The organism is Sphingomonas sp. PAMC26645, assembly GCF_004795835.1.
Taxonomy (GTDB): Bacteria; Pseudomonadota; Alphaproteobacteria; order Sphingomonadales; family Sphingomonadaceae; genus Sphingomonas.
The window spans coordinates 1,437,051-1,462,428 of record NZ_CP039249.1; the positions used below are offsets into that span (position 1 = coordinate 1,437,051).

34 protein-coding genes are annotated in these 25,378 nt (G+C 65.5%); 27 read left to right on the forward strand and 7 right to left on the reverse strand.

Annotated features, from left to right (window positions below; all coding sequences use genetic code 11):
• Positions 1-248 precede the first annotated feature (248 nt).
• The 25 genes from rplC to E5673_RS06825 all read left to right on the forward strand — a co-directional run bounded on the left by rplC (position 249) and on the right by E5673_RS06825 (position 16,224).
• Positions 249-995 (forward strand): 50S ribosomal protein L3, encoded by a 747-nt coding sequence (rplC, locus tag E5673_RS06705; RefSeq protein ID WP_136189400.1) that lies wholly within the window; start codon positions 249-251, stop codon positions 993-995.
• Positions 996-997: 2 nt separating this feature from the next.
• On the forward strand, positions 998-1,624 hold the full coding sequence (gene rplD / locus E5673_RS06710) for a 50S ribosomal protein L4 (RefSeq protein WP_056047616.1): 627 nt from the start codon (positions 998-1,000) through the stop codon (positions 1,622-1,624).
• Positions 1,617-1,931 carry a 50S ribosomal protein L23 gene (locus E5673_RS06715; RefSeq protein ID WP_056047618.1) on the forward strand — a complete coding sequence of 105 codons (315 nt, stop codon included), beginning with the start codon at positions 1,617-1,619 and terminating at the stop codon, positions 1,929-1,931. Before rplD ends, E5673_RS06715 begins: the two co-directional genes overlap by 8 nt.
• Before the next feature lie 4 nt (positions 1,932-1,935).
• On the forward strand, positions 1,936-2,775 hold the full coding sequence (gene rplB / locus E5673_RS06720) for a 50S ribosomal protein L2 (protein WP_055872649.1): 840 nt from the start codon (positions 1,936-1,938) through the stop codon (positions 2,773-2,775).
• A 1-nt stretch (position 2,776) separates the two neighbouring features.
• On the forward strand, positions 2,777-3,052 hold the full coding sequence (rpsS, locus tag E5673_RS06725) for a 30S ribosomal protein S19 (RefSeq protein WP_031393761.1): 276 nt from the start codon (positions 2,777-2,779) through the stop codon (positions 3,050-3,052).
• Positions 3,052-3,429 carry a 50S ribosomal protein L22 gene (gene rplV, locus E5673_RS06730; RefSeq protein WP_136189401.1) on the forward strand — a complete coding sequence of 126 codons (378 nt, stop codon included), beginning with the start codon at positions 3,052-3,054 and terminating at the stop codon, positions 3,427-3,429. Before rpsS ends, rplV begins: the two co-directional genes overlap by 1 nt.
• Positions 3,429-4,136, forward strand: a complete 708-nt coding sequence (rpsC, locus tag E5673_RS06735; protein ID WP_055872646.1) for a 30S ribosomal protein S3 — start codon at positions 3,429-3,431, stop codon at positions 4,134-4,136. The genes rplV and rpsC overlap by 1 nt, the downstream gene beginning before the upstream one ends.
• Positions 4,137-4,151: 15 nt before the next feature.
• Positions 4,152-4,586: a 50S ribosomal protein L16 gene (rplP, locus tag E5673_RS06740; RefSeq protein ID WP_031393758.1), complete on the forward strand. Its 435-nt coding sequence runs from the start codon at positions 4,152-4,154 to the stop codon at positions 4,584-4,586.
• A 4-nt stretch (positions 4,587-4,590) separates the two neighbouring features.
• The gene (gene rpmC / locus E5673_RS06745) at positions 4,591-4,797 is read left to right on the forward strand and encodes a 50S ribosomal protein L29 (protein WP_055872644.1); all 207 of its coding nucleotides are present in this window, start codon (positions 4,591-4,593) and stop codon (positions 4,795-4,797) included.
• Positions 4,798-4,807: 10 nt separating this feature from the next.
• On the forward strand, positions 4,808-5,080 hold the full coding sequence (gene rpsQ / locus E5673_RS06750; protein ID WP_031393756.1) for a 30S ribosomal protein S17: 273 nt from the start codon (positions 4,808-4,810) through the stop codon (positions 5,078-5,080).
• 163 nt (positions 5,081-5,243) lie between these two features.
• Complete coding sequence (rplN, locus tag E5673_RS06755) at positions 5,244-5,612, forward strand: 50S ribosomal protein L14 (protein WP_031393755.1); 369 nt, start codon at positions 5,244-5,246, stop codon at positions 5,610-5,612.
• On the forward strand, positions 5,612-5,929 hold the full coding sequence (gene rplX / locus E5673_RS06760) for a 50S ribosomal protein L24 (RefSeq protein WP_056047623.1): 318 nt from the start codon (positions 5,612-5,614) through the stop codon (positions 5,927-5,929). The genes rplN and rplX overlap by 1 nt, the downstream gene beginning before the upstream one ends.
• A 52-nt stretch (positions 5,930-5,981) precedes the next feature.
• Positions 5,982-6,545, forward strand: a complete 564-nt coding sequence (gene rplE / locus E5673_RS06765; protein WP_082441396.1) for a 50S ribosomal protein L5 — start codon at positions 5,982-5,984, stop codon at positions 6,543-6,545.
• A gap of 65 nt (positions 6,546-6,610) precedes the next feature.
• Positions 6,611-6,916 (forward strand): 30S ribosomal protein S14, encoded by a 306-nt coding sequence (gene rpsN / locus E5673_RS06770; RefSeq protein WP_056015537.1) that lies wholly within the window; start codon positions 6,611-6,613, stop codon positions 6,914-6,916.
• 10 nt (positions 6,917-6,926) lie between these two features.
• The gene (gene rpsH, locus E5673_RS06775; protein WP_031393751.1) at positions 6,927-7,322 is read left to right on the forward strand and encodes a 30S ribosomal protein S8; all 396 of its coding nucleotides are present in this window, start codon (positions 6,927-6,929) and stop codon (positions 7,320-7,322) included.
• Complete coding sequence (rplF, locus tag E5673_RS06780; protein WP_056047628.1) at positions 7,322-7,855, forward strand: 50S ribosomal protein L6; 534 nt, start codon at positions 7,322-7,324, stop codon at positions 7,853-7,855. The genes rpsH and rplF overlap by 1 nt, the downstream gene beginning before the upstream one ends.
• A complete protein-coding gene (gene rplR / locus E5673_RS06785; protein ID WP_031393749.1) occupies positions 7,855-8,211 on the forward strand; it encodes a 50S ribosomal protein L18 in 357 nt (118 codons plus the stop codon). The genes rplF and rplR overlap by 1 nt, the downstream gene beginning before the upstream one ends.
• A 3-nt stretch (positions 8,212-8,214) precedes the next feature.
• The gene (rpsE, locus tag E5673_RS06790; RefSeq protein ID WP_060524133.1) at positions 8,215-9,009 is read left to right on the forward strand and encodes a 30S ribosomal protein S5; all 795 of its coding nucleotides are present in this window, start codon (positions 8,215-8,217) and stop codon (positions 9,007-9,009) included.
• A 6-nt stretch (positions 9,010-9,015) separates the two neighbouring features.
• Complete coding sequence (gene rpmD / locus E5673_RS06795) at positions 9,016-9,192, forward strand: 50S ribosomal protein L30 (RefSeq protein WP_055872633.1); 177 nt, start codon at positions 9,016-9,018, stop codon at positions 9,190-9,192.
• A gap of 120 nt (positions 9,193-9,312) precedes the next feature.
• Positions 9,313-9,855 carry a 50S ribosomal protein L15 gene (gene rplO, locus E5673_RS06800; RefSeq protein ID WP_056047631.1) on the forward strand — a complete coding sequence of 181 codons (543 nt, stop codon included), beginning with the start codon at positions 9,313-9,315 and terminating at the stop codon, positions 9,853-9,855.
• A 392-nt stretch (positions 9,856-10,247) separates the two neighbouring features.
• Positions 10,248-11,612 (forward strand): preprotein translocase subunit SecY, encoded by a 1,365-nt coding sequence (secY, locus tag E5673_RS06805; RefSeq protein WP_055872627.1) that lies wholly within the window; start codon positions 10,248-10,250, stop codon positions 11,610-11,612.
• Between the two features lie 52 nt (positions 11,613-11,664).
• Positions 11,665-12,315 (forward strand): adenylate kinase, encoded by a 651-nt coding sequence (locus E5673_RS06810; protein ID WP_136189402.1) that lies wholly within the window; start codon positions 11,665-11,667, stop codon positions 12,313-12,315.
• 442 nt (positions 12,316-12,757) lie between these two features.
• Positions 12,758-13,450 (forward strand): response regulator transcription factor, encoded by a 693-nt coding sequence (locus E5673_RS06815; RefSeq protein WP_056050249.1) that lies wholly within the window; start codon positions 12,758-12,760, stop codon positions 13,448-13,450.
• Positions 13,447-14,793 carry a HAMP domain-containing sensor histidine kinase gene (locus tag E5673_RS06820; RefSeq protein WP_056486867.1) on the forward strand — a complete coding sequence of 449 codons (1,347 nt, stop codon included), beginning with the start codon at positions 13,447-13,449 and terminating at the stop codon, positions 14,791-14,793. The genes E5673_RS06815 and E5673_RS06820 overlap by 4 nt, the downstream gene beginning before the upstream one ends.
• A gap of 171 nt (positions 14,794-14,964) precedes the next feature.
• Positions 14,965-16,224, forward strand: coding sequence for an MFS transporter (locus E5673_RS06825; RefSeq protein WP_136189403.1), 1,260 nt, complete (start codon positions 14,965-14,967; stop codon positions 16,222-16,224).
• A 33-nt stretch (positions 16,225-16,257) separates the two neighbouring features.
• Here E5673_RS06825 and rsmD read toward each other — a convergent pair whose 3' ends face one another.
• Entirely contained in the window at positions 16,258-16,800 is a 543-nt protein-coding gene (gene rsmD / locus E5673_RS06830) for a 16S rRNA (guanine(966)-N(2))-methyltransferase RsmD (RefSeq protein ID WP_136189404.1), read from the reverse strand.
• Positions 16,800-18,380, reverse strand: coding sequence for a pseudouridine synthase (locus E5673_RS06835; RefSeq protein ID WP_136189405.1), 1,581 nt, complete (start codon positions 18,378-18,380; stop codon positions 16,800-16,802). Before E5673_RS06835 ends, rsmD begins: the two co-directional genes overlap by 1 nt.
• Positions 18,381-18,500: 120 nt before the next feature.
• Here E5673_RS06835 and E5673_RS06840 point away from each other — a divergent pair, with 120 nt between their 5' ends.
• Together E5673_RS06840 and E5673_RS06845 are read left to right on the forward strand one after the other, a co-directional pair.
• On the forward strand, positions 18,501-18,932 hold the full coding sequence (locus E5673_RS06840) for a response regulator (RefSeq protein WP_056060487.1): 432 nt from the start codon (positions 18,501-18,503) through the stop codon (positions 18,930-18,932).
• 52 nt (positions 18,933-18,984) lie between these two features.
• Complete coding sequence (locus E5673_RS06845; RefSeq protein WP_136189406.1) at positions 18,985-20,355, forward strand: AmpG family muropeptide MFS transporter; 1,371 nt, start codon at positions 18,985-18,987, stop codon at positions 20,353-20,355.
• On the opposite strand, the gene E5673_RS06850 is transcribed toward E5673_RS06845, so the two are convergent.
• The 5 genes from E5673_RS06850 to trpB all read right to left on the reverse strand — a co-directional run bounded on the left by E5673_RS06850 (position 20,345) and on the right by trpB (position 25,353).
• Positions 20,345-20,821: a DUF6628 family protein gene (locus E5673_RS06850; RefSeq protein ID WP_247599614.1), complete on the reverse strand. Its 477-nt coding sequence runs from the start codon at positions 20,819-20,821 to the stop codon at positions 20,345-20,347. The two genes, E5673_RS06845 and E5673_RS06850, sit on opposite strands and share 11 nt — an antisense overlap.
• Positions 20,822-20,889: 68 nt before the next feature.
• Positions 20,890-22,209 carry a folylpolyglutamate synthase/dihydrofolate synthase family protein gene (locus E5673_RS06855; RefSeq protein WP_136189407.1) on the reverse strand — a complete coding sequence of 440 codons (1,320 nt, stop codon included), beginning with the start codon at positions 22,207-22,209 and terminating at the stop codon, positions 20,890-20,892.
• 117 nt (positions 22,210-22,326) lie between these two features.
• The gene (gene accD, locus E5673_RS06860) at positions 22,327-23,178 is read right to left on the reverse strand and encodes an acetyl-CoA carboxylase, carboxyltransferase subunit beta (protein WP_056060473.1); all 852 of its coding nucleotides are present in this window, start codon (positions 23,176-23,178) and stop codon (positions 22,327-22,329) included.
• On the reverse strand, positions 23,175-23,987 hold the full coding sequence (trpA, locus tag E5673_RS06865) for a tryptophan synthase subunit alpha (protein WP_210731814.1): 813 nt from the start codon (positions 23,985-23,987) through the stop codon (positions 23,175-23,177). Before trpA ends, accD begins: the two co-directional genes overlap by 4 nt.
• A 124-nt stretch (positions 23,988-24,111) precedes the next feature.
• The gene (trpB, locus tag E5673_RS06870) at positions 24,112-25,353 is read right to left on the reverse strand and encodes a tryptophan synthase subunit beta (RefSeq protein ID WP_056060469.1); all 1,242 of its coding nucleotides are present in this window, start codon (positions 25,351-25,353) and stop codon (positions 24,112-24,114) included.
• Positions 25,354-25,378: the final 25 nt, after the last annotated feature.

A 25,378-nucleotide genomic window follows, 5' to 3' on the forward strand; every position in this document is an offset into this window, starting at 1 on the left:
GCTCTACATTGGGATACCGCCGTCGGTGAAAACCGACGGGGCAGCGTCCCCCGTCACGCTTCCGCACTCGCGGGAGCACCAGCCCGGGACGGGGGCACGTTTCGTATTTACCGGGTTGAACCGACTCCATTCAGGGCTTTTGCCGGGGATGGGGTCAGGTGGACGCATCATGGAGCTCGCTCCGGACATGGTCCGCAAGCCCCCGAGGAATAGTCCGACGGGGCCTCTGTCTAGGAAGGGACAAGATCATGCGTACTGGCGTGATCGCGAAGAAGATGGGGATGACCCGCCTGTTCCAGGAAGATGGTCGGCACGTGCCGGTCACTGTTCTGGCGCTCGAAGGCAATCAGGTCGTTTCCGTTCGCGAAATGGATCGTGACGGCTACACTGCCGTCCAGCTTGGTGCAGGTGTCGCCAAGTCGAAGAATGTCGCAAAGCCGCAGCGCGGCCATTTCGGCAAGGCCGAAGTGGAGCCCAAGGCTGTCGTCCATGAGTTCCGTGTGAACGCAGACGGCTTGCTCGACGTCGGCGCCGAGATCTCGGCCGACCATTACGTCGCAGGCCAGATCGTCGATATCCAGGGCAAGACCCAGGGTAAGGGCTTCCAGGGCGGCATGAAGCGTTGGGGCTTCGGCGGTCTGCGGGCAACCCACGGCGTGTCGGTCTCGCACCGTTCGCTCGGTTCGACCGGTCAGCGCCAGGATCCGGGCAAGGTCTTCAAGAACAAGAAGATGGCCGGCCACATGGGCGACAAGTATCGCACCCAGCAGAACCTCGAGATCGTATCGACGGACGTCGAGCGTGGTCTCCTGTTCGTCAAGGGTTCGGTTCCTGGCTCCAAGGGCGGCTGGCTCTTCGTCAAGGACTCGGTGAAGGTCGCGCGCCACGCCGACGCACCGTTCCCCGCCGGTCTCAAGACCGCAAACAGCAACACCGCAGCAGACACGCCGGCCGAAACGACCGACGCACTTGCAGCCGACGGCCAGGAGGGCTGAGCGTGAAGATCAAGGTTTCATCTTTCGCCGGCACTGACGCAGCGGACATCGAGCTCAACGACGAGGTCTTCGGTCTCGATCCGCGCGCCGACATCCTGCACCGTGTCGTCACCTGGCAGCTCGAGAAGCGTCGCGAGACGGCTCGTGGCACCCGTGAGCGCGCAGACGTCGCACGCACCGGCAAGAAGTTCGGTCGCCAGAAGGGCGGCGGTACGGCTCGTCATGGCGATCGTCGCGCACCTGTGTTCATCGGTGGTGGTAAGGCACACGGCGCACGCGTCCGTGACTTCAACCCGTCGCTGAACAAGAAGGTTCGCTCGCTCGGCCTGCGCATGGCTCTCAGCAGCCACGCGAAGGCGGGTTCGCTGGTCATCATGGACAGCCTGGCTGTCGAGGGTGGCAAGACCAAGACGCTGCAGGGCGATCTCGCAAAGCTCGGCTTCGGCAAGCGTGCGCTCGTCATCGACGGCGACATGGTCGACACCAGCTTCGCATTCGCTGCGGGCAACCTGTACGAAGTGAACGTCATGCCGGCCGCCGGCGCGAACGTTTACGACATCCTGAAGCATGACACGCTGGTGCTGACGCGCGCCGCTGTCGAAAAGCTGGAGGCGCGCTTCCATGGCTAAGAAGCAGAAGGCGGGCATCGATAATCGTCATTACGACGTTATCCTGGCCCCGCACATCACCGAGAAGACGACGACCCTGTCGGAGTTCAACGCGGTTGTGTTCAAGGTATCGAACGATGCCACGAAGCCCGAGATCAAGGCGGCCGTCGAGGCGCTGTTCGACGTGAACGTCGTCGGCGTGAACACGCTCGTCCAGAAGGGCAAGACCAAGAAGTGGAAGGGCACGAACTACTCGCGCTCCGACATGAAAAAGGCAATCGTGACGTTGAAGGACGGTCAGTCCATCGACGTGACGACGGGGATCTGAGGCCATGGCACTCAAGCATTATAATCCGACATCGCCGGCACGCCGTGGTCTCATCCTGGTCGACAAGTCGTCGCTCTGGAAGGGTCGCCCCGTCAAGGCGCTGACCGAAGGTAAGCACAAGACCGGCGGTCGTAACAACAAGGGCCATGTGACCTCGCGCGGCATCGCCGGCGGTCACAAGCAGAAGTACCGCTACATCGACTTCAAGCGTCGCAAGTGGGACGTCGAAGGCACTGTCGAGCGGATCGAGTATGATCCCAACCGCACCGCGTTCATCGCCCTGGTCAAGTACCCGGACGAGGAACTCGCCTACATCCTGGCGCCGCAGCGTCTGGCCGTCGGCGACAAGGTCCTCGCGGCCAAGAAGACCGACGTGAAGCCAGGCAATGCCATGGAACTCGGTCAGATGCCGGTCGGCACCATCGTCCACAACGTGGAGATGAAGCCGATGAAGGGTGGCCAGATCGCCCGTTCGGCCGGCACGTACGTGCAGGTCGTCGGTCGCGACAAGGGCATGGTGATGGTCCGCCTGAACTCGGGCGAGCAGCGCTACATCCGTAGCGATTGCATGGCGACGGTTGGCGCGGTTTCGAACCCCGACAACCAGAACCAGAACCTGGGCAAGGCAGGCCGTTCGCGCTGGATGGGTATCCGTCCTCTGACGCGCGGCGTCGCCAAGAACCCGGTCGACCATCCGCACGGCGGTGGTGAAGGCCGGACCTCGGGTGGCCGTCATCCGGTTACGCCTTGGGGCAAGCCGACGAAGGGTGCGCGCACGCGTCATAACAAGTCGACCGACAAGATGATCATCCGGTCGCGTCATTCGACGAAGAGGAAGGGCTAACATGGCTCGTTCAGTCTGGAAGGGCCCCTTCGTGGACCTTCATCTGCTCAAGAAGGCAGAAACCGCCCAGGACACCAACGCGCGTTCGCCGATCAAGACCTGGTCGCGTCGCTCGACGATCCTGCCGTCGTTCGTGGGTCTCACGTTCAACGTCTATAACGGCCGCAAGTTCGTGCCCGTCTCGGTCAACGAAGACATGGTCGGCATGAAGCTCGGTGAGTTCGCGCCCACGCGCTACTTCCCCGGCCACTCCGCCGACAAGAAGGGCAAGCGCTGATGTCTAAGCAAGTCAGCCCGCGCAAGGTCGCGGACAACGAGGCGCTTTCGGTCGGTACGCAGATTCGTGGTTCCGCGCAGAAGCTCGGCCTCGTGGCTGCGCTGATCCGTGGCAAGAAGGTCGGCGATGCGATGAACATCCTCGCCTTCTCGACCAGGGGCATGGCGATCGAAGCGCGCAAGGTGCTGGCCTCGGCCATCGCCAACGCCGAGAACAACCATAACCTCGACGTCGACGCTCTCGTCGTCGCCGAAGCTTCGGTCGGCAAGTCGATCACGATGAAGCGCTTCGCTACCCGCGGCCGCGGCAAGTCGACCCGCATTCTCAAGCCATTCAGCCGTCTGCGCATCGTCGTGCGCGAGCAGGAAGAAGCATAATGGGTCAGAAGAGCAACCCCATCGGTCTGCGTCTGCAGATCAACCGTACCTGGGATAGCCGCTGGTACGCCGAAGGCGCCGACTATGGTCGGCTCCTGCTCGAGGATCTCAAGATCCGCGCATTCATCATGAAGACGCTGCCGCAGGCCGCGATCTCCAAGGTGGTCATCGAGCGTCCGGCCAAGCTGGCCCGCATCTCCATCTTCGCTGCACGCCCCGGCGTGATCATCGGCAAGAAGGGTGCGGACATCGAGAAGCTGCGTTCGACGATCGGCAAGATGACGTCGTCGACCGTGTCGCTGAACATCGTCGAGATCCGCAAGCCGGAAGTCGATGCGCGTCTCGTCGCGCAGGGCATCGCCGATCAGCTCGAGCGTCGTATCGCCTTCCGTCGCGCCATGAAGCGTGCGGTCCAGTCGGCGATGCGTCTCGGTGCCGAGGGCATCCGGGTGAACTGCGGTGGCCGTCTCGGCGGTGCCGAGATCGCACGGTCGGAGAGCTATCGTGAGGGTCGGGTTCCGTTGCACACGCTGCGCGCGAACATCGATTATGCCGAGGCTACGGCGCACACGTCCTACGGCGTGTGCGGCGTGAAGGTCTGGGTCTTCAAGGGCGAGATTCTCGGCAACGATCCGACGTCGTACGACCGCATCATGATGGAGGCTCAGACCTCCGGCGTGCGGCCGCAGCGCGACGATCGTCGCTAAGGGGCAGGAACAGACATGCTGCAACCAAAAAAGACCAAGTTCCGGAAGGCCTTCAAGGGCAAGATTTCGGGCGACGCCAAGAGTGGCTTCTCGCTCAATTTCGGCTCCTACGGCCTGAAGGCTATGGAACCCGACCGGATCACCGCACGCCAGATCGAGGCGGCCCGCCGCGCGATCACGCGTCACATGAAGCGCCAGGGGCGTTTGTGGATCCGCATTTTCCCAGACCTTCCGGTCTCGGGGAAGCCAGCCGAAGTCCGCATGGGTAAGGGCAAGGGCGCGCCGGAATACTGGGCCGCTCGCGTCAAGCCGGGTCGGATCCTGTTCGAGCTCGACGGCGTCGACGGCAAGATCGCCGCCGAGGCGTTCGAGCGGGCGGCCATGAAGCTGCCGATCAAGGTAAAGGTCGTTGCCCGCCTGGGCGACACCTCGCATCTGGGAGGCGAGTAAGATCATGGCTCGTATCGACGACATGAAGACCAAGAGCGACGACCAGTTGTCGGAGTCGCTCGGCGAACTGAAGCGCGAGCAGTTCAACCTGCGCTTCCAGGCCGCCACGAACCAGCTCGAAAAGCCGAGCCGCGTTCGTGAGGTCCGCCGCGACATCGCTCGCATCAAGACCCTGCAGGCTCAGCGCACCAGCGCTGAAGCCGCGAAGTAAGGAACGTATCATGCCGAAGCGCGTGCTGACCGGTCTGGTCGTGTCCGACAAGGGCGACAAGACGGTGGTCGTGAACGTCGAGCGTAAGGTGAAGCACCCGCTCTACGGGAAGATCATCCGTCGCTCGAAGAAGTATCATGCTCATGACGAGAGCAACGAGTTCAAGCAGGGCGAGACCGTGCGGATCGAAGAGACCGCACCGATCTCCAAGCTGAAGACCTGGAAGGTGATCGAGCGGGTCAACACCCACGCGACGCCGGAGCGGGCTTCGGCCGAGGGCTGAATCAAACACGAGGGCAGGGGGGCAACTCCCTGCGCTCTTGTTTTCGTAAACTGGAACGGCTAAGCGGCCGCTCCTCCCCGCTGCGGTTCGTCCGTGGCGGGGTGATTTTTTAGGCGGGGTTCGGTCGGTATCGACCCCAGAGACAGAGAAGGGATACGGATCCATGATCCAGATGCAGTCCAATCTCGACGTCGCTGACAACAGCGGCGCGAAGCGGGTGCAGTGCATCAAGGTGCTTGGGGGTTCCAAGCGTCGTGTTGCAGGCGTTGGCGACATCATCGTCGTCAGCATCAAGGAAGCGCAGCCACGTGGCCGTGTGAAGAAGGGCGACGTTCACCGCGCGGTGATCGTGCGTACCGCCAAGGATATCCGCCGTGCAGACGGTACGGTCATCCGCTTCGACGGCAACGCCGCGGTGCTGGTCAACAAGAACGAGGAGCCGATCGGCACCCGTATCTTCGGCCCAGTCGTTCGCGAGCTGCGCGGCAAGAAGCACATGAAGATCATCAGCCTTGCGCCGGAGGTGCTGTAATGGCGTCGCAGCGTATCAAGAAGGGTGACAAGGTCATCGTCCTGTCCGGCAAGGACAAGGGCAAGACCGGTGAAGTCACCGTCTCCATGCCGAAGACCGATAAGGTCGTCGTATCGGGCGTCAACATCGCCGTGCGCCACACCAAGCCGACTCAGGGTGACCCGCAGGGTGGCCTGATCCGCAAGGAAGCACCGATGCACGTTTCGAAGGTTGCGCACGTGACCGCCGACGGCAAGCCGACCCGCGTCCGCTTCGAGGAGCAGGACGGCAAGAAGGTCCGCGTCGCCGTCAAGACCGGGGAGAAGATCAATGGTTGATCAGGACACTGGCGCTGAGAACACCGGCACCGAGGCCGTCTACGTTGCGCGCATGCGCAAGCTGTACGACGAGACGATCATCAAGGCGATGACCGAGAAGTTCGGTTACAAGAACGTCATGGAGATCCCGCGGCTCGACAAGATCGTGCTGAACATGGGCGTCGGCGAAGCCACGCAGGACAAGAAGAAGGTCGACCAGGCTGCTTCCGAAATGGAGCTGATCGCCGGCCAGAAGCCTGTCGTGACGAAGGCCAAGAAGTCGATCGCGCAGTTCAAGCTGCGTGAAGGCATGCCGATCGGCGTGAAGGTCACCCTTCGCCGCGAGCGCATGTACGAGTTTCTCGACCGTTTCATCACGATCGCTCTTCCCCGCGTCCGCGATTTCCGCGGGCTCAACCCGAAGAGCTTCGATGGCCGTGGCAACTATGCCTGCGGTATCAAGGAGCAGATCGTGTTCCCAGAAATCAGCTATGACCGGGTCGACAAGGTCCGCGGCATGGATGTGATCGTGACGACGACCGCAAAGACCGACGACGAGGCTCGCGAGCTTCTTCGTCTGTTCGGTTTCCCGTTCCCGATCGAAGACGACGCTGCCGACGAGAAGAAGGCAGCTTAACTACCAACCGCCGCCCCTGACCTCGTGTCACGGGCGGCGCTTCAGGAAAGAAAGAACTTAAGTCGATGGCGAAACTGAGTTCAGTCAACAAGAACGAGCGCCGCAAGCGCATGGTCAAGCAGTATGCCCCGAAGTACGCGGCACTGAAGGCAATCGCAGCGGACAAGACGCTCGACGACGGTGAGCGTCTGATCGCTCGCCTCAAGATGGCGGCACTGCCGCGCAACGCGAACCCGACCCGCATCCGTAACCGGTGCGAGCTGACCGGTCGCCCGCGCGCCTATTACCGCAAGTTCCGGCTCTGCCGTATTCAGCTGCGCGATCTGGCCAACAAGGGCCTCATCCCCGGCGTCACGAAGTCGAGCTGGTAAGGACTAAATCATGGCAGTGACCGATCCCCTGGGTGATTTGCTCACCCGTATCCGTAATGGCCAGCGCGCGAAGAAGGACTCCGTCCTGACGCCGGCGTCGAAGCTGCGCGTCCGCGTGCTCGACGTTCTGCAGCGCGAAGGCTATATCCGTGGCTATAGCGAAGAGCAGATGGGCCCCGCGGCCGGCCTTCGCATCGAGCTGAAGTATTTCGAGGGCCAGCCTGCGATCAAGCATGTCGCGCGTGTCTCGAAGCCCGGCCGTCGCGTCTATTCCGGCTCGCAGGAACTCCCGCGCGTCCGTAACGGCCTCGGCATCACCATCGTCTCGACGCCCCGCGGCGTGCTTTCGGATTCCGAAGCACGCGAGCAGAACGTCGGCGGCGAAGTCCTCGCGGAGGTGTTCTGATGAGCCGCATTGGTAAGAAGCCGGTCACCGTACCGGCAGGCATCACGCCGACCATCGAGAACAAGCAGCTGACGATGAAGGGTCCCAAGGGTACCCTCAAAATGCCGCTTCGCGACGAGATCAGCTACACGATCGAAGACGGCGGCATTTCGGTGCAGCCGGCCAACGACACCAAGCGCGCTCGCGCGTTCTGGGGCATGCAGCGGACCATGGTGCAGAACCTGGTCACCGGCGTGTCGGAAGGCTTCACCAAGAAGCTGCTGATCACCGGCGTCGGCTATCGTGCCGCAGCACAGGGTCGCAACCTCAAGCTGCAGCTCGGCTACAGCCATGACGTCAACATCGACGTGCCGGAGGGGATCGAAGTCAAGACCCCCGACAACACGACGATCGAGATCTCGGGTTCGGACAAGCAGATGGTCGGTCAGCTGGCCGCGGAAATTCGTCAGTGGCGCAAGCCTGAGCCTTACAAGGGCAAGGGTATCAAGTACGACGGCGAGTTCATCTTCCGCAAGGAAGGGAAGAAGAAGTAATGACCAAGGGACTTTCTCTTTTCGCCAAGCGGCGTCGCCGCAACCGTACCGCGCTCCGCGCACGTGCAGGCACCCGTCCGCGGTTGTCGGTGCATCGCTCGGGCAAGCACATCTATGCTCAGGTGATCGACGATGCCGCCGGCACGACGGTCGCATCGGCCTCGACGCTGGAGAAGGACGTGCGCGGCACGTCCGGCGCCAACATCGACGCGGCGACTTCGGTCGGCAAGCGCGTCGCCGAGGCTGCCAAGGCAGCGGGCGTGACCCAGGTCGTGTTCGATCGCGGCGGCTTCCTCTACCACGGTCGCGTGAAGGCTCTTGCCGATGCCGCGCGCGAAGCCGGATTGGAGTTCTAAGACATGGCTGACGAAAACAACACGCCGGCAGTAATCGCTCCCGAGACGACCGCCCAGGACGTCACGGCTCAGAATGTCCCGCAGAGCACTGGCTACCAGGGCAACAACGGTGGCGGTCGCGGTCGCGGCGGTCCCGGTGGCGGCGGCGGCGGTGGTCGTGGTGGCCCCGGCGGCAACCGCAGCGGTGGCCCAGGCGGCAACCGCGGTGGTCGCGACGGCGGTCGCGGTCGCGACAATCGTGGCGGTCGTCCCGGTGCGGACGATGGCGGCGAAGAGCTGATCGAGAAGCTGGTGCACATCAACCGCGTCTCGAAGACGGTCAAGGGCGGTAAGCGCTTCGGCTTCGCGGCGCTCGTCGTCGTCGGCGACGGCAAGGGTCGTGCAGGCTTCGGTCATGGCAAGGCACGCGAAGTGCCGGAAGCCATCTCGAAGGCGACGGCTGCTGCCAAGAAGAAGATGGTTCGCGTTCCGTTGAAGGACGGTCGCACGCTGCATCATGACGGCAACGGTCACTTCGGTGCCGGCAAGGTCACGCTGCGGTCCGCGCCTCAGGGTACGGGCATCATCGCCGGTGGCCCGATGCGCGCAGTCTTCGAATCGCTGGGCGTTGCGGACGTTGTGACCAAGTCGGTCGGCACGTCGAACCCCTACAACATGATCCGCGCCACGTTCGAGGCCCTTGGCGAGCAGACCTCGCCCAAGGCCGTCGCACAGCGTCGCGGCAAGAAGATCGCCGACCTGCTCGGCCATGGTGGTTCGAAGACCGCCGAGGCCGATGCAGCTGCGATCACGGAGTAAGCGATCATGGCAACCATCAAGATTACGCAGACCGGTTCGCCGATCCGCCGCGAGAAGGACCAGCGCGCAACGCTGATCGGTCTCGGTCTCAACAAGATGCACAAGACCCGCGAGCTGGAAGACAGCCCAGAGGTCCGCGGCATGATCCGCAAGGTGCAGCACATGGTGTCGGTCGAAGGCTGAGCCTTCTCGCTACCTAGTGACAAATACCGGGAAGGGGGCTAACGGCCCCCTTCCTCATTTCCGGATTCGAACCCGGCGATTTCAAACCAGCGCGTAACAAGCGAAAGCGAGTGCATTACCATGAAGCTCAACGAACTCCGCGATAACGAAGGTGCCCGTAAGTCCAAGATGCGCGTCGGACGCGGCATCGGCTCGGGCAAGGGCAAGACCGCAGGCCGCGGCCAGAAGGGCCAGAAGAGCCGCGAGGGCGTCTCCATCGCCGGCTTCGAAGGCGGCCAGATGCCACTGCACATGCGTCTGCCTAAGCGCGGCTTCAACAACATCTTCCGCAAGGACTTCGCAGAGGTCAACCTCGGCGCGATCCAGCTCGCGGTCGACGCCGGCAAGATCGAGGCTAACGCCACGCTCGACCACGACGCGCTGAAGGCCGCTGGCCTGGCACGCGGCGGCAAGGACGGCGTCCGCCTCCTCGCCAAGGGCGAGCTGACCACGGTCCTCTCGTTCACCGTCGACGGCGCGTCGAAGGGCGCGATCGAGGCGGTCGAGAAGATCGGCGGCAAGGTCGAGGTGATCCACTTCGTCCCCGCAGCCGAGAAGGCTGCCGCCAAGAAGGGCGTGAAGTACAAGGAGCGTGCGGCGCACAAGGCGTCGTTCAAGGCTTAAGCCGGACTAAAGGGGGCGGGTGCTGATGCACCCGCCCCCTTTTTGTTTGCCCGGAGTGCTCCTCTCTTCCGTTCGCTCTTCGCGTAGTCGAAGTGTACCTCCTTCGGGGCACTATCCTCCGACTTCGCTCACGACGAACGGGTAGGGGCGACCCTCATCCCCGTTCGTCCTGAGTAGGGGCTGAGCGAAGCCGAAGACCCGTATCGAAGGATCTGTCCCAAGCGAGCGGGTCCTTCGATACGCCGCTTCGACAAGCTCAGCGTCTACTCAGGACGAACGGAGTGGGCACTTAGGCCACCTAGCCATTAGACAAGCGCGCCCGTGCGCCTATATGAGCGGCGGGGGCGGTCACAACGCATCCCGCCTTCTTTGTTTCCAGGACGATCACACGCATGGCATCCGCAGCCGACCAGATGGCGCAAAGCATCAGCCTTTCGAAATTCGCGAAGGCGACCGACCTCAAGAAGCGGTTGTGGTTCACGATCGGTGCGCTGATCATTTTCCGCCTGCTCAGCTATGTCCCGCTGCCGGGTGTCGACCCGACCGCGCTCGGCCTGCTCTCGCAGCAGACGCAGGGCGGCGTGCTCGATTTCTTCAACACCTTCTCGGGTGGCTCGCTCAGCCGCATGTCGCTGATCGCGCTCGGCGTGATGCCCTACATCACCGCCTCGATCGTGGTGCAGCTCGCGACGTCGCTGTCGCCGACGCTCGCCGCCATCAAGAAGGACGGCGAATCGGGCCGCAAGCGCCTCAACCAGTACACGCGCTACGGCACCGTCGGTCTGACCGCGGTGCAGGGCTATTTCATCGCCGTCGGCCTTGAGACGCTCGGTGCCGCACAGGGCATCCAGGCGGTCATCGAGCCCGGCATGATGTTCCGCGTCGCCGCGGTCATCTCGCTGATCGGCGGTACGATGTTCCTGATGTGGCTCGGCGAGCAGATCACCAGCCGCGGTATCGGCAACGGTGTCTCGCTGATCATCATGGCCGGCATCGTCGCGCATCTGCCCGTCACGCTCGTCAACCTGCTCGAAGGCGGCCGCTCGGGCTCGCTCGATCCGATCAAGCTGATCGGCATCGTCGTCGCGGTGGTCGTGCTGATCCTCTTCATCTGCTTCATGGAGCGCGCGCAGCGCCGCATCCTGATCCAGTATCCCAAGCGTCAAACGCAGCGCGGCATGCAGGCCGATCGCAGCCATCTGCCGCTGAAGATCAACACCGCCGGCGTCATCCCGCCGATTTTCGCGTCGTCGCTGCTGCTGATGCCGCTGACGATCTCGCAGTTCGCCGGTCAGCGCGTCGCGGGCGAGTCGAAGTGGGGTGACTTCATCATCACCCTCAACCAGTACCTGCAGCACGGTAGCCCTGTGTACATGCTGCTGTACGGCGCCGGCATCATCTTCTTCTCGTTCTTCTACACCGCGGTCGTCTTCAACCCCGAGGAAACCGCCGACAACCTGAAGCGCAATGGCGGGTTCATCCCCGGCATCCGCCCGGGCAAGAACACCGAGAATTACTTCGATTACGTGCTGACGCGCATCACCGTCATCGGCGCGGCGTATCTGACGATCATCTGCCTGTTGCCCGAATATCTGGTGACCGCGTTGCAGATCCCGTTCTACCTCGGTGGCACCAGCCTGCTGATCGTCGTCAACGTGACGATGGACACGGTGACGCAGATCCAGTCGCACCTGCTGGCGCACCAGTATGGCGACCTGATCAAGAAGGCGAAGCTCAAGGGCAATCGACTTCGCTAAGCCGCGCGTCTAACGCGGTAAAAATCCTGCACGAACGAGGGGAGTGCGTTTCGTGAATATCATCCTTCTTGGACCGCCCGGCGCGGGCAAGGGCACGCAAGCCGCCACGCTCGTCAACGAGCGTGGCATGGTCCAGCTTTCGACCGGCGACATGCTGCGCGCAGCGGTCGCCGCCGGAACGCCGGTCGGCCTTCAGGCGAAGTCCGTCATGGAATCGGGCGGTCTCGTGTCTGATGAGATCGTGTCAGGCATCATCGGCGAGCGTCTCAACCAGCCGGACACGGCCAACGGCGTCATCTTCGACGGCTATCCGCGCACCGCGGCACAGGCGGAAGCGCTCGACGGTCTGCTCGCCGATCGTGGCCGGACCCTCGATTATGTCATCGAACTCGGCGTCGACGAAGCCGCGCTGATCGACCGCGTCGTCGGCCGCTACACCTGCGCCAAATGCGGCACTGGCTATCACGATCGCTACAAGAAGCCGGCCGTGGCCGGCGTCTGCGACGTATGCGGCTCGACCGAGTTCAAGCGCCGTCCCGACGACAATGCGGAAACGGTCCACAACCGCATGGCCGAATACCGCGCTAAGACGGCGCCGATCCTGCCGATCTACGACGCACGGGGCCTGGTCCACCGTGTCGACGGCATGGCCGACATCGCGCATGTGGGCGCCGCAATCGCAGCGATCCTCGACGAGAAGTAAGTGTGTTCCGCCGCGGAAGCGGGGCCCCAGTTATGGGCCGCGCCCTCGCCCCCTCATCCGTCATCCCGGCGAACGCCGGGACCCACGGATACGGTGGACCAAGCGAGAGCGTGCTACCACCCCCCACTCCGCAACCATGGGTCCAGGCGTTCGCCGGGATGACGGGGTAGGGGTGGGGTAGATTTCTCGGACGGTTTCGTATCGAGCCCCACAACAACCATTAACATGACGAAATTGTCACCCCTCGGTCATCGCCCTGACCCCCGCCCGATCCTAGAACCAACACGTGGCCAGCAACGGCCGCATGAGTTTCCAGAGATCGGTGCCCGTCACTCCCGGGGGTACCGTGGGGGCCGGCGGGAAGGGTTCTTTCCGCCGGCCTTTCCGTTTATAAGGGCAGGAGATGGTGACCGAAATCGGTGGCAGGGAAGGTGATACCGCGTTGAGCCGCAAGATCCTGATCGTCGAGGACGACGCCTCGACATCCGCCTATCTTGCCAAGGGCTTGGCCGAGGCCGGCCATGCAATCGAAGCGTGTGCAGACGGCCGCGACGGCCTGTTCCTCGCCAGCGAAGGCATTTTCGATCTCATCATCGCAGACCGCATGCTGCCGGGCCTCGACGGCCTGTCGATGGTCAGCGCGATCCGCGCCGCGGGCATCGCGACGCCGGTCCTGATCCTGTCCGCACTCGCCGCCGTCGACGACCGGGTCGATGGCCTCAAGGCCGGCGCCGACGACTATCTGTGCAAGCCCTTCTCGTTCGCCGAACTCTCGGCGCGGATCGAGGCCATGCTCCGTCGCTCCGACCGTGCCGCGACCGAGCCGCAGAAGACCAAGCTCTCGGTCGGTGACCTCGAGATCGACCTGCTCGCTCGCGCCGTCTCCCGCGCCGGCCGCTCGATCCCGCTCGGCGCCCGCGAGTTCAACCTGCTCGAATTCCTCGCCCGCCATGCCGGCCAGGTCGTGACGCGGACGATGATGCTCGAGAAGATCTGGAACTATCATTTCGACCCGGGCTCGAACGTTGTCGACGTCCATATCGGCCGTCTCCGCCGCAAGCTCGAGGAAGGCTTCCCGACGCCGATCCTCCACACGGTCCGCGGCGCAGGCTACCGGCTCGCCGTAGAAGGGTGATTCGCCTTTCGGTAACAGCCCGAATCGCGCTGCTCTCGATCGCGCTGGCGCTGATCTCCAACCTCGCGCTGGTCGGTTTCGTCTGGAAGACCACCAGCGCGGACGCGATCGACGCGATCCGGCGCGAGACCACCGAACAATCCGAAGCCCTGCGCGCGGTCTGGCGTAACGGTGGCCTCCCCGCGATCCGTCAGGCGATCGACAGCGCAGTCGTCCCCGGCGACGTCTCGCTCGTCCTCGCGGTAGTCGACCCGAAGGGCAGGGCAGTCGTCGGCATCGCGCCCGAGCGCCTCGCAGTCCCGCTCCGCATCACGCAGTTTCGCATCGCGCGACTCGGAGCAGACGAACTTTGGTCCGCACGCGAGACGGGGTACGCGCTCCATCCGCTAGGCAGCTACTGGCTCCTGACCGGTCGAAATCTCGACCTGATCGCCGCGGAGGAGCGCGCGATCGAACGTGCGCTCGCGGTCGCCGTTTTCCTGTCGCTGGCGCTCGGTGTGGTCGGCGGGCTGGTCCTCACGCGATACGTTAGCCGCCGTCTCGACGGCATCGCCAAGGCGATCGAGGCGGCTGGCGAAGGCGACCTGTCGCGCCGCGTCGACATGATCGCGGGCGGAGGCGACGCGTTCGACCGCCTCGCCGCACGGCTCAACGTCATGCTGGGCAAGCTCGAAGGCGTGATGGCCGAACTGCGGATCGTTACCGACAGCCTCGCACACGACCTCCGCTCCCCGCTCGCACGCCTGCGCACCAAGACCGAGCAGGCGGTCCTGATCGCCGACCCCGACGCTCGGGAAGCGGCGCTGGGTGGCCTGCTGGTCGAGACCGACCTCGTCATGCGAATGCTGACGATGGTGATCGAGATCAGCCGTTCGGGCTCGGTATCGCGCGATCGCTTCATCGAGGTCTCGCCCGCGAACCTGCTCGAAGAGATCGGCGAACTCTACGCGCCCGTCGCAGAGGATGCCGGCCTCGTCTTCACGATCGCGATCGACGACCGCCCACCGCCGATGAAGCTGCACCGCGAACTCATCAGCCAAGCGATCACCAACCTGATCGACAACGCGCTACGCCACGGCGCTGGCGGTGGCGAAGTCACACTGCGGATCGTCCACCGCACCGACGGCGTCGCGATTCAGGTCGAGGACCGCGGCCCCGGTATCGCCGCCTCCGACCGTGCCCAGGCGTTGAAGCGCTTCGGCCGCCTCGACAGCGCGCGGTCCACCCCCGGTGCCGGCCTCGGCATGGCGCTGATCGAAGCGGTAGCGCGGCTCCACGATGGCCACTTCGAACTCGCCGATAACGCGCCGGGCTTGGTCGCACGCATAGTCCTCCCAGTCTGATCCTCCCCCGCAAGGGGGAGGTGGCTGGCGCTTGCCAGACGGAGGGGAGGAGAGGGTAACCCCGGTCGGGTGTCCTCCCCCTCCGTCGCTACGCGCCACCTCCCCCTGGCGGGGGAGGATTGTAAGCCGCAATCGGTTGACCCCGAGGACGACCGCGGCGAGACCGTATCCATGACGACGCTCGCTTCCCACCGCCGCATCCTCGCCGCCAGCCTGGTCGGCACCGCGGTCGAGTTCTACGATTTCTATATCTACGCGACCGCCGCGGCACTGGTGTTCGGGCCGCTGTTCTTTTCGGGCCAGTCCGCGTCGGCGCAGTTGCTGCTGAGCTATGCGACGTTCGGCTTGGCCTTCGTTGCGCGCCCGGTCGGCGCGATCGTGTTCGGGCATTTCGGCGACCGGATCGGGCGCAAGTCCACGCTCGTTGCGTCGCTGTTGCTGATGGGCGGATCGACCGTCGGGATTGCCTTCCTTCCCACTTATGCGCAGGTCGGCTGGATAGCCCCCGCGCTGCTGTGCCTGATGCGGCTGGGGCAGGGGCTCGGGCTTGGCGGCGAATGGGGCGGGGCGGCCTTGCTGGCGGTCGAGAACGCGCCGCCGCACCGCAAGAACACCTGGGGCATGTTCCCGCCGCTCGGTGCGCCCGTCGGCTTCCTGGCCGCGAACGGGCTGTTCCTGATCATCGGCCTCGTGCTCGACGAGGCGCAGTTCATCGCCTGGGGCTGGCGCATCCCGTTCCTGCTCAGCGCGATCCTGGTCGGGCTTGGCCTGTGGGTGCGGCTCAAGCTGACCGAGACGCCAGCGTTCCTGGAAGCGGAGGCTACCGAGGCACTGCCCAAGGTGCCGATCGCGACGTTGCTGACGCAGCACCTCCGCGCGACGCTGGCGGGCACGTTCGGTGTGATCGCATGCTTCGCGCTGTTCTATCTCGCGACCGCCTTCGCGCTTGGCTACGGCACCAAGACGCTCGGCTATTCACGCGAGGCTTTCCTCGGCGTTGAACTCGTCGCGATCTGGTTCTTGGCGGGCGGCGTGATCGTCGCGAGCGTGCTCGCGGACCGGCATTCAGCAGCACGGATGCTCGCGATCGGGTTTGCCGGGTGCATCGGTGTCGGCGCGCTGATGGGGCCGATGCTGGGCTCGGGATCGCTGTTCACGGTGTGGCTGTGGCTGTCGGGCGCGCTGTTCGTGATGGGGTTCGCCTACGGCCCGCTCGGTGGCTGGCTGCCAAGCCTGTTTCCGGCGGGGGTGCGCTACACCGGCGTGTCGATGACGTTCAACCTTGGCGGCGTGCTGGGCGGTGCGCTGGCGCCGATCGTCGCGGAGGCACTGGCCCCGCATGGGTTGTGGCTGGTCGGTGGGTATCTGATGGCGGCCGGGGTGCTGAGCCTTGGCGGGCTGTTGATCCTCGGCCGCACGACCGACAAATAGAATGCTCTCCCGCTTCTGCGGGAGAGCATTCTTTTACGCGGAGACTGGCCGCAAGAGCGTCAGCCGCGCCTTGCCGTGCACGCGCGTGGCGTCGATCTCGAAGCCGGCCAGTTCGACGACCTCGGCCTTCGCCGTCTCCAGGCTGATCCACGTCGCCGGCCCGACCCAACCCAGTCGCGACAGCTTGTCGAGCGCGACCAGTCCGGCACCGGTGCTGTACGGCGGGTCCATCAGGATCACGTCGAGCGGCGCCGGCGCGGGCCCGAGCGCCATTACCGACGTCGCGCGGACATCCCCGCGGATCTCGAGCTTGGCGAGGTTCGCCTTTAACGCATCGACCGCCAGCTTGTCCGACTCCACGAACATGCACGTCGCCGCACCGCGCGAGAGTGCCTCGATCCCAAGCGCGCCCGAGCCGGCGAAGAGATCGGCGACCGCCAATCCCTCGAAGCTTCCGACCCGACTGGTCAGCATCGAGAACAACGTCTCGCGCATCCGGTCGGCGGTCGGACGGGTGGTGTCACCCTTCGGTGCGGCGATCTGACGGCCGCGGTACAGTCCTGCGATGATCCGCATCAGCGCTTCCCTCCACGTGGTGCACGGGGCGGATGACCGCGCCCTCCCGACGGACCCTTGCCCGGTGCCGTAGGACGACTGCCGCGTTCAGGCCGCGCCGGACCCTCCGAGCGTACGGGCCGTGGCTCCGCACCCGGACGCCCGGTGGCACTCCGCGCCGCACGCTTGTCGAGCGAGCTGCGTCCCCGCGTATCGTCGGCCTGCGGACGGAAGCCCCGCGGTTGCTCCTGACGCTGCACGGTAGCGCCCGCGCCGACGCGCGACGGCGCAGCGCGCTCCCGCGGTGGCTTTGCGGCGCGGAAATGCTTGATCTTCGGGCTCGTGCTCAGTTCCTCGCCGCGGTCCGCACGCTCCTGCCGCACATAGGGCTTGGACATCTCGCCACTCGTCGGCCGGGCGTGATGCGTCCCGCTCGGCCGCGCCGCGTTGCGTGTGTCGGGCCGAGCCCAGGGATCGTTGACGTCGCCGCGCTGCATCGCCGCGGTCGGACGGATCCGCTCGGGCCGTGCCGGTCGCGAAGGCCGATCGGTCGGTACCGCGCCGTTCGAAAAGCCAGAGCTTGCAGGTGCCGCGTACGGACTGCGAACCGGCGTACGCGCACCAACAGCAGGCCGCGCACCCGAAACCGGACGCGCACCCGGCGCCGGCCGCGTCGTCGGAGCAGGTCGCGGCGCATTGCTGCCCCGCTGGCTAGAGCGCGCGCCGATCCCGGCCCCCGCACCGGCACTCGCGCTGATCCCGATGTTCGCACGCGCACCCGGACCCTCGGGCTTGCCTTTCGCCAGCTCCTTCTGGAACGCGACGACATCGTGCTGCAGCACCTCGCCGATCTGCCCCGGTGCGAGATCGCCGAGCACGAACGGGCCATAGCGCGTCCGGATCAGCCGCGAGACCTGCAACCCGAGATGCTCCAGCACGCGGCGGACTTCGCGGTTCTTGCCCTCGGTCAGGATCATCTCGATCCATACGTTGGCACCAGTGCGCCGCTCGATATTCGCATTGATCGAGCCGTAGCGCACGCCCTCGATCTCGATCCCCTCAATCAGTTCCTCGAGCTGCGGCTGCGTGATGTTGCCGTATGCGCGTGCGCGATAGGCGCGCTCGACACCCGTTGCGGGCAGTTCGAGCTGGCGCTTGAGACCGCCATCGGTGGTCATCAGCAACAGCCCCTCGGTGTTAAGATCGAGCCGTCCGACCGGCACCAGCCGCGGCAGTTCGCGCGGCAGGCGGTCGTAGATCGTCGTGCGCCCGGCGGGATCGCGCTCGGTGACGAGCAGCCCGGTCGGCTTGTGATACAGGAACAGCCGAGCCGAACTGGGTGCCTCGACCGGGTCGCCGTCGACCGTCACGCCGTTGAGGTTGCGCAGGATCGTCGCCGGCGTGTCGAGAATGCTGCCGTTGAGCGCGACGCGGCCCTCGGCGATCATCCGCTCGATATCGCGGCGCGAGGCGATCCCGGCGCGTGCGAGCAGCTTGGCGATACGGTCGCCCTTGATCGGTGCGGCGGGCGTTTCGGGGGAGGTTGCGGGCGCGTCGTTCGACGGGCTGGCAGTCGGGTTATCGTCTTTTGAAGTCGTCATGGCGCGGCTGATACTATGGATCGGCGTCCAGCGCGAAAATATTTGCGACCGTTCGTGCGGCGGTGCGTTAGAACTCGCGAGCGTAACGACCTTTCGTTCGCGTCCGGGGGTCTTTCGGCGATGTTGTTCGGGAAGAAGAAGCGGCAGATCGTCCGGCTCCTCGTGGTCGAGGACGAACCGCTGGTCGCGTTCGACACCGAATATTTCCTGACCGACGCGAAGTTCACGATCGTCGCAACGATCGACCGGGTCGCTGAGGCCTTGCCGATCCTGGCGAGCGACACGGTGATCGATCTGGTGCTGGTCGACGTGAACCTCGCGGACGGTTCGGGCATCGATGTCGCACGCGCGGCACAGGCCCGTGGCGTGCCGGTGATGTTCGTGACGGGAAGCTGCCCGGTCGAAGCGACCACGCTCGCCGCCGGCTGCATGGCCAAGCCGTACATGCCGCGCGACCTGATTGCGGCGATCGAGGCGATCGAGGCTATGCTTGGCGGTGGTAAGCCGACGCGCGTGCCGTCTGGCTTCACGTTGTTTCCGCGGACGGCGTGACGTTGATCGGCTAACGTCTTCCCTCGCCCGGACAGCGCGCTATGGTCGGCGCATGTCCACCGATACCGTAGCCCCCGATCCTGTCGAACGCCGCTCCGTTCTGGCCACGCTCGCACCATATCTTCGGCCGAGGCCGATCGCCGCGTTGCTGCTCGGCATATCGAGCGGCTTTCCGCTGGCCTTGCTGCTCGGGACGATGGGCTATTGGCTGTCGAAGGTCGGTATCGACAAGAAGACGATCGGGTTCGCGATCGGCCTGACCACCCCGTACACGTTGAAGTTCCTGTGGGCGCCGTTCATCGACCGGTTCGAGATCCCGATCCTGACGCGGCTGGTTGGACAGCGCCGCGCATGGCTGTTCGTGGTCCAGGCGCTGTTGTTCGGATCGGTCTGGATGCTCGGGTTCAGCGCGCCGCAGGAGCATCTCGGCGTCTTCGCGTTCTGGGCGATCGTCACCGCGTTCCTCGGCGCGACCCAGGACATCGTCATCGACGCCTATCGCATCGAGATCCTGCCGGAGGACGAACTGCCGCACGGCACCGCCAACAACCAGTTCGGCTACCGCCTCGGAAATCTGGCCGCAGGCGTCGGCACGATCGCGATCGCGTCGTCCGAAGGCCTGGGGCTGGGCTGGGCACTCGGCTACGGCCTGACCGCGTTCTGCGTCATTCCTGGCGCGCTTGCCGCTCTTTGGGCCGGGCGAGGCCTCCACGATCGCGTGCTGGCCAAGCAGCCGCACGAGACCGGCGGGCGCTGGCTCGAAGATACCATCATCGGCCCGTTCCGCGAATTCTTCCAGCGGCGCGGTGCGGTGCTGATCCTGCTGTTCGTGCTGATCTACAAGCTCGGCGACGCGATGGGGCAGGGGATGCTGAACCCGATGATCGTCGAGCTCGGGTTCAGTGACACCGAGTTCATCGCGATCAACAAGCTGGTCGGTTTCTGGGGGCTGATCGTCGGTACCGCGCTTGGCGCGCCGTTCATGGCGTGGCTCGGTCTCGGCCGCGCGCTGTTCGTCTCGGGCGTGCTGATGATGCTGAGCAACTTCACCTTCGTGATCCTCGCCTGGCACGGCCATTCGAACACGTGGCTGACGATCGCGGTGGCGACGGAGCAGGTGACCAGCGGGATCGGCCTGACCGTGTTCGTGACGTATCTATCGGGTCTGTCGAACCTCGCCTACACAGCGACCCAGTTCGCGCTGCTGTCCTCGTTCGCCGCGGTCGGGCGGACGTGGCTGGCGGCCCCTGCCGGCTATGCGGCCACCGCGCTCGGGTGGCCGGGGTTCTGGATGCTGACGATGGTCGTCGCGATCCCCGGCCTCGTGCTGCTGTGGATCTTGTGGCGGCAAGGGTTCGTGGTCGAGAGCGTCCGCCGGGCGCGCGCAGACGAAACCCCGGGCGCCCCCGCCGCTACACCGTGATCGGGCGACCCTCGTCGGCGAAGGCTGCGGCGACCGCGGCGGCGCTGGCGAGGACGCCATCGATGCGGCGGACGCCGAGCAGGTCGGCCATCAGATAGCGTGCGGTCTCGGGCGCGGTCTCGACGCGCGCGAGTACCGACAGCATCGCCGATTCCGCCGGCGTCATCCGCGCGCAGCAGCATGGGGCTATCGCGATCGTACCCGCCGAGGTGCCGGCAAGGTCCGCCATCAGTGCCCTGAGCAGAACCAGCGGGCGACGGAAGCCTTGCCCGAACGCGGTGAACATCGTGTGCGAGGCACGGGCATCGGCGAGGCCGTGCGCGCCCATCCGCCGCATCGCGAACAAGGCGATTCGCGCGTTTTCACAAGGCGGTAGCGCGTGGGGCAGCAGCGAGGTCGCGCTGGCGATGGTCTGTGTCGAGGCGGCCGTCGAGTTGGTCGTCGAATTGGGGCGGGTATCGGTCATTCACGCGACTCCGTGGTGGTGGCCACAAACTCGCCCGTTGGTTATTGATAGTCAATAGCAATAAGAACTCAGTCCGGCGGTTGGTCGTTTGCAGCGAGCACTTCACCGGCAAGGTAGAGCGAGCCGGCGATCAGCACGAGTTGCGGTTGGTCGGTTTGCGCGGCGATCGAGGCTAGCGCTTCACTGGGACTCGCGGCTATTCCAGCGGTCTTTCCGAACGATCGTGCGAGCGTCGTAAGTGCCTCGGGCGCATGATGGGCGTGGCCGGGGACGGGGATGGCGATGACGTGGCCGACCGAAGGCGACAGGATGCGGATCACGGCGTCCGCATCCTTGTTCGCGAGCATGCCGAGGATCAACGTAGCCGGGCGGCCCTTGGCTAGCGTCCTCAGCGCGCGCGCGACCGGTTGCGCGGCGTTGGGATTATGTGCGCCGTCGAGCCATAGCTCGCTGCCCTTGGGCAATCGCGCGAGAAGCGAGCCATCCGACAATCGCTGCATCCGCGCGGGCCAGTGCGCCCAGTCGGCGGCGGCGCGCATCGCTGCTTCGGGAACGTGCAGCGCGCCCTGGTGACGGAGCATCGCGATCGCGAGCGCGAGGTTGCGGGACTGGTGCGCGCCGACGAGGCGGGGGCGGTTGGTGACGACCGAAAAGCCGGTGTCCTCGTAGCGGACGGTCGATCGCGCGGTTTCGCTGGTCCAGGCGGTGCCGCGGGCGAACACCGGTGCGCCAACGGCATCGGCGACGGCGGCGATCTTCGCGCGGAGGGCCTTGGGATAGTCCATCGTGACCAGCGGCACGCCGGGCTTGGCGATGCCTGCCTTCTCGCCGGCGATCTCTAGCAACGTGTCGCCGAGGAACGACTGGTGGTCGATGCCGAGCGCGGCGATGCCGGTGACGACTGGGTTGGGGATGACGTTGGTCGCGTCGAGCCTGCCGCCCAGGCCGACCTCGACGATCGTCGCGGCAGCCGGCGTGCGCGCGAAGGCGAGGAACGCGGCGGCGGTGGTGACTTCGAAGAAGCTGGCTTGCAGGTCTGAGGCTTGGTCGAGAACTTCGGCCAGCAACGCGGCGAGCAGGTCGTCTTCGATCAGGTTGCCCGCGAGGCGGATGCGTTCGTTGAAGCGGACGAGGTGGGGCGAGGAATAGACGTGGACGCTGTGCCCGGCAGCCTCGATCGCGGCGCGGAGGAAGGCACAGGTCGAGCCCTTGCCGTTGGTGCCGGCTACGTGAAACACCGGGGGAAGGTTGAGATGCGGGTCGCCGAGGCGGCTCAGGAGCGCGGTGATGCGCTCGAGGCCGAGGATGTCGGCGCCGGGCGACAGCGCGGTAAGGCGGTCGAGCTGGGCCTGAACTGCGGGGGACGAGGACGTCGCGTGGTCGGGCATTCTTCTAGGCTCCCTCTCCCCTCCGGGGAGAGGGCTGGGGTGAGGGGCTATACCGGGGCATGCGCTGCTGGGCTGCCCCTCACCCCGACCCTCTCCCCGGAGGGGAGAGGGAGTGCGTTACGCGGCCTCGCGCGCGCTGAGATACCCGATGACCGTGCCGAGTTGCTCGCGCAGGTCCTTCCGGTGGACGACCATGTCGATCAGCCCATGCTCTAGATAATATTCGCTCGTCTGAAAATCCTCGGGCAGCTTCTCGCGGATCGTGCTCTCGATCACGCGGCGACCGGTAAACGCCAGCGTCGCCTTCGGCTCCGCAATCTGGACGTCGCCGAGCATAGCATAGGCCGCCATCACGCCGCCCGATGTCGGATCGGTCAGCACGACGATGTACGGCAAGCCCGCATCGTGCAGCATCTGGATCGCAACCGTGCTGCGCGGCATCTGCATCAGGCTGAGGATGCCTTCCTGCATGCGCGCGCCACCACTCGCGGTGAAGATCACGTAGGGTACGCGGTCCTCGATCGCCGCCTCGACGCCGCGCACGAAGGCCTCGCCGACAGCCAGGCCCATCGAGCCGCCCATGAAGCCGAAGTCCTGCACGCCGACTACGACACGGTGGCCATCGATCGCCCCGCGTGCGTTGATCAGCGCATCCTGCTCGCTGTTATCCGTCCGTGCCGCCTTAAGGCGATCGGTGTAGCGCTTCTGGTCGCGAAACTTGAGTGGATCCTCGGGGACCTTAGGCGCCGGCAGTTCCGAACAGCTGCCCTCGTCGAAGAGCTGCGCAAAGCGGATCTTCGGCCCGATGCGGTCGTGGTGATCGCATTTCGGGCAGACGTAGAGATTGTCCTCAAGCTCCTTGGTGAAGACCATCTGCCCGCAGCCCTTGCACTTGTGCCAGAGATTCTCGGGCGTCTCGCGCTTCGCGACGAAGGGCAAGACGTTGCGGACGCTGTTGAGCCAGCTCATGCGGGGACCTTTCGTGCGCTCGCGACGGCGTCGGCGAGAGACTTGATATAGGCGCGGACCGGCTCGGCCGCAGCGGCGCCGTGTTGTGCGACCAGTTCGACGATCGCCGAGCCGACGACGACGCCGTCGGCGACGCGGGCGACGTTGGCGGCCTGCTCAGGCGTGCGGATGCCGAAGCCGACCGCGATCGGGATGTCGGTCTGTGCCTTCAGGCGGGCGACGGCGTCCTCGATCGAAGATTGCTGCGCCTGCTGGAGTCCGGTGATGCCGGCGACCGAGACGTAATAGAGGAACCCGCTCGCACCATCGAGCACGGTCGGCAGGCGGGCGGCATCGGTGGTGGGGGTGGCGAGGCGGATCAGGTCGATCCCGGCGGCGCGCAGTTGCGGGCCGAGCGCGTCGTCCTCCTCGGGCGGCACGTCGACGCAGATCACGCCGTCGACGCCGGCGTTGGCAGCTGCCTCGGCGAACCAGTCGGCACCACGCCGGAGCATCGGGTTGCCATAGCCCATCAGGACCAGCGGCACGTCCGGGTGGCGCGCGCGGAACGCGGTGGCGGTGGCGAGGATGTCCGCGGTGCGGGTCCCTTGCGCGAGGCTGCGGATGTTCGCCGCCTGGATCGCGGGGCCGTCGGCCATCGGATCGGTGAACGGCATGCCAAGCTCGATCGCATCCGCCCCGCCCGCGACGAGCGCGTCGAGGATCGGGCCGGTCGCCTCGGTGGTCGGATCACCCGCGGTAACGAACGCGACAAGCGCGGCGCGCCCGGCGGCGGCGGTGCGCGCGAAAGTGGCGGCGAGGCGGCTCACAGCTCCCCTCCCGCTTGCGGGAGGGGTTGGGGGAGGGGCTGGCATAGCCGCACACCCAAGGTCTGAGGAGCGAACAGGCCCTCCCCTGACCCCTCCCGCAAGCGGGAGGGGAGCAGAAGCGAAGTCATATCGCCACCCCGAGTGCTTCGGCCACCGTGAAGATGTCCTTGTCGCCGCGGCCGCACAGGTTGGCGAGGATGATCTGGTCCTGCCGCATTTCGCGCGCCTTCTTGGTCACGGTCGCGATCGCGTGCGATGGTTCCAGCGCGGGGATGATGCCTTCGGTCCGGCACAACAGCTGGAAGGCGTCGAGCGCTTCGGTGTCGGTCGCGCTGTCATACTGGACGCGGCCGATGTCGCGCAGCCAGGCATGCTCGGGGCCGATGCCGGGATAATCGAGACCCGCCGAGATCGAATGCGCCTCGGTGATCTGGCCGTCCTCGTCCTGCAACAGATAGGTCTTGTTGCCGTGGAGCACGCCCGGGAAGCCGCCCGCGAGGCTCGCCGCGTGCTGCTTGTCGAGACCATGACCCGCTGCCTCGACGCCGAGCATCTGCACGTCGGCATCGTCGAGAAACGGATGGAACAGCCCGATCGCGTTCGAGCCGCCACCGATCGCCGCGACCAGCATGTCGGGCAGGCGACCGATGCGCTCGAGCATCTGTGCGCGCGCCTCGGTGCCGATCACGCTCTGGAAATCGCGGACCATCTCGGGATACGGGTGCGGGCCGGCGGCGGTGCCGATGATGTAGAAGGTGTCGTGGACGTTGGCGACCCAGTCGCGCATGCCCTCGTTCATCGCGTCCTTCAACGTGTGCGCGCCGCTGGTCACGGGGCGGACTTCGGCGCCGAGCAGCTTCATGCGGAACACGTTGGGCGCCTGCCGCTCGACGTCCTTCGCGCCCATGTAGATCACGCACGGCAGGCCGAAGCGCGCGCAGACCGTGGCGGTGGCGACGCCGTGCTGGCCCGCGCCGGTCTCGGCGATGATCCGCGTCTTGCCCATCCGCATCGCGAGCAGGATCTGGCCGATGCAGTTGTTGATCTTGTGCGCGCCGGTGTGGTTCAGCTCGTCGCGCTTGAACCAGACCTGCGCGCCCATCCCCTCGGGGGCGGACTCGCGCAGTGCCTCGGTCAGCCGTTCGGCGTAATAGAGCGGGCTCGGGCGGCCGACATAATGCTCGAGCAAATCGTCGAACTGCGCCTTGAAGGCGGGGTCGGCCTTGGCAGCGCGATACGCTTCGTCGAGTTCGAGGACGAGTGGCATCAGCGTCTCGGCGACATAGCGGCCGCCGAAATCGCCGAAATGGCCGCGCTCGTCGGGCTGGGCGCGGTAAGAGTTGGGGGCGAGGGTTGGAGCGTTCATGACTGGGCGTTTAGCACTTCGTAAA